Raw genomic sequence first — 3,222 nt, 5'->3', positions numbered from 1 at the left:
GGGCTTCGACCTCTTCGACCACTCCAAATACGGCGAATACGGCGGCGGCCGCTACCCCGACGTGATCACCAGCCTCCAGTACGAACGCATGCTCTCGGCCTCCGGCCCCAGCGGCGGCCATGTGAAGCGCCCCTCGGACGGGAGGGAGCCCAGGAGCGTGGTGTTCATCCAGTGCGTTGGCTCGCGCGACAAGTCCGTGGACAGGCCGTACTGCTCGGGCTTCTGCTGCATGTACACGGCCAAGCAGGCCATCCTCACCAAGGACCACATCCCCGATTCCCAGTCCACGGTGTTCTACATGGACATCCGCTCGCCCGGGAAGCTCTACGACGAGTTCACCCGCCGGGCCATGGAGGAGTACGGGGCGCGCTACGTGCGCGGCCGCGTGGCCATGATCACCCCCAAGGGACGCAAGCTCCTGGTGCGCGGGGCCGACACCCTGCTGGGCGCGCAGGTGGAGGTGGAGGCCGACCTGGTGGTGCTGGCCGTTGGGGCCGAGGCCGCCAAGGGCTCGCCGCACCTGGCCGAAAAGCTGCGCATTTCCTACGACAAGTACGGCTTCTTCATGGAGAGCCACCCCAAGCTGCGCCCCGTGGAGACCAACACGGCGGGCGTCTACCTGGCCGGTTGCGCCCAGGGTCCCAAGGACATTCCTTCCTCGGTGGGGCAGGGCAGCGCGGCGGCCGCCAAGGTGCTGGGGCTCTTCTCCAAGGCCCAGCTGGAGAGCGACCCCCAGATCTCCCAGGTGAACCTGGCCCGCTGCGTGGGCTGCGCCAAGTGCGAGGCCACCTGCCCCTTCGGGGCCATCCACATGATCGATTTCCGGGGCCAGCCAAAAGCCGAGGTGATCGAAACGGTCTGCCAGGGCTGCGGCATCTGCGCCGTCACCTGCCCGCAGGGGGCCGTGCAGCTGGAACACTTCACCGACAACCAGATCCTCGCGGAGGTGGATGCCTTATGCCGGTTCTAGCAGGCAGGGAGCTGCGCATCGTCGGCTTTCTCTGCAACTGGTGCTCCTACGGCGGCGCGGACACGGCGGGCGTGGGGCGCTTCACCCAGCCCACGGACCTGCGCATCATCCGCGTGCCCTGCTCGGGGCGCATCGACCCCCTCTTCGTGGTCAAGGCGCTCCTGGGCGGAGCCGACGGCGTGCTCGTCTCGGGCTGCCACCCGCGCGACTGCCACTACGCCAGCGGCAACTTCTACGCCAGGCGCCGCCTGGAGGTGCTCAAGGGCATGCTCCCGGTGCTGGGCTTCGAGCCCGGGCGCTTCGAATACACCTGGGTCTCGGCCTCGGAGGGTCAGCGCTGGCAGCAGGTGGTGACGCGCTTCACCGAGCAGATCCACGCCCTCGGGCCTTCCCCGGCCAGGGACATCCTCGCGCCGCGCCGGAGCCTTGCGTCCGGCAAGGGAGGCGACAGTGCAAGAGCTTGATGCCTTGAAAAAACGGATCGTCGAGGCGCTACCCGGCCTCGACTGCGTCATCGGCTGGGAGCCGGGGCCGTCGCCCCTGACCGCCGCGCCGCTCTTCATGCGCACGCCCGCCGACGTGGACCACCTGGTGTGGGGGCAGTTCAACGCGCCCAACACGGCCGTCTACCTTCCCGCCTTCAAGGGCCGCAAGGTGGGCGTGGTGGTCAAGGGCTGCGACAGCCGCTCCGTGGTGGAGTTGATCCAGGAGAAGCTGGTGCGCCGCGAGGAGCTGGTGGTCTTCGCCATGCCCTGCCGGGGCGTGGCCGACGCCTCCAAGGTGGCCGGGCGCGTGGGCGATCTGGGCCAGGTGAGCGTTGCCGCGCGCGACGGGGCCACCCTGCAGGTGACCACCCCCGACGGCATGGCCGCCGTGCCCTGGGAGGAGGCCTGCGCGGACAAGTGCCTGAACTGCCAGTACCCCAACGCCCTGGTGAGTGATCACTTCCTGGGCGATCCCCTGCCTCCGGCCCAGGGCCGCGACGCCGCCGCCGACGAGATGGCGCGCTTCGAGGCCATGGCCCCGGCGGAGCGCATGGCCTGGTGGGCCCAGGCCATGGACCGCTGCATCCGCTGCTACGCCTGCCGCAACGCCTGCCCCATGTGCGTCTGCCGCGACCACTGCATCGCCCAGACGCGCGATCCTCACTGGGTCTCCCAGGAGGACGGCGTGCGCGAGAAACTCATGTTCCAGGCCATCCACGCACTGCACCTGGCCGGGCGCTGCACCGAATGCGGCGAGTGCCAGCGCGCCTGTCCCGTGGACATTCCCATCCTGGCCCTGCGGCGCAAGCTCAACCGCGTGGTCAAGGACGTCTTCGACTACCAGGCCGGGGTCGATCCCCAGGCCGTGCCGCCTCTGTTCACCTTCCAGGTGGAAGAGGCCAAGATCAACGAGCGGGGGTGGTGATGGACCCGGCCAAGTTCCTGCCTGAAGCGTCCCTGGCCGCGTGGCTGGCCGAACTCTCGGCCGCGCGCCTGGTGCTGGCCCCGCGCCGCGAGGGCGGCGCGGTGGTCTTCAAGCCCTACGACCCGGCCGTGCCCCTGGAGCTCGCCCGCGACGCCACGGTCCCGCCCAATGGGGCCGTGTTCCCGGCCTGCGAGGAGCTCCTGCGCTACCGCCGCGTGAAGGATCCCGAAAAGCCCGGCCAGCCCCTGCTGGAGGTGGAGGAGACCCTGCCCGAGGGGAGCGTGGTGGTTTTCGGGTCCAGGCCCTGCGGTGCGCGCGGCTTCACCGTGTACGACCGCGTCTTCGACGCCGGAGGCCTGAGCGACCCCTACTACGCGGCCAGGCGCAAGGCCACGGCCTTCGTCACCCTGGCCTGCCGCGAGGCCGGTTCGGCCTGCTTCTGCCACTGGGTTGGCTCCGGCCCGGCCGACCCGGACGGCTCCGACGTGCTCCTCACGCAGGTTCCCGGCGGATACGTGGCCCGCGCCGTCACGGAGAAGGGGGCGGCCCTGGTGGGCTCCGGGCTCTTCTCCCCGGCGGACCGCCGCGAGGGCGAGGAGGCCGCGGCCCACGCCAAGGCCCGCGAGTCCCTGGACGACCCGCGCGACCTGGCCCCGGCCCGCCAGGCCCTGCTGGACGCCTTCGACGACATGGAGTTCTGGAACCAGCTTTCGGCCAAGTGCCTGAGCTGCGGGGCCTGCACCTACCTGTGCCCCACCTGCTACTGCTTCAACGTCACCGACGAGGCCCAGGGCAACGAGGGCGCGCGCCTGCGCACCTGGGACAACTGCATGTCCTTCCAG

The 3,222-nt window shown here is 70.3% G+C and carries 4 protein-coding genes; all 4 read left to right on the top strand.

Going from position 1 to position 3,222, the window contains the following annotated elements:
* A partial coding sequence (locus tag ACV4UX_RS18095; protein WP_491594676.1) for a CoB--CoM heterodisulfide reductase iron-sulfur subunit A family protein occupies positions 1-970 on the top strand: 970 nt, incomplete at its 5' end.
* Positions 958-1,434: a hydrogenase iron-sulfur subunit gene (locus ACV4UX_RS18090; RefSeq protein ID WP_491594675.1), complete on the top strand. Its 477-nt coding sequence runs from the start codon at positions 958-960 to the stop codon at positions 1,432-1,434. The genes ACV4UX_RS18095 and ACV4UX_RS18090, both read left to right, overlap by 13 nt.
* Complete coding sequence (locus tag ACV4UX_RS18085; protein WP_491594674.1) at positions 1,421-2,380, top strand: 4Fe-4S dicluster domain-containing protein; 960 nt, start codon at positions 1,421-1,423, stop codon at positions 2,378-2,380. The genes ACV4UX_RS18090 and ACV4UX_RS18085 overlap by 14 nt, the downstream gene beginning before the upstream one ends.
* The coding region (locus ACV4UX_RS18080) for a 4Fe-4S dicluster domain-containing protein (protein ID WP_491594673.1) at positions 2,380-3,222 on the top strand (843 nt) is incomplete at its 3' end. The genes ACV4UX_RS18085 and ACV4UX_RS18080, both read left to right, overlap by 1 nt.

This window comes from Fundidesulfovibrio sp., from assembly GCF_058402725.1.
This window is presented reverse-complemented; position numbering and strand designations above follow the sequence as displayed.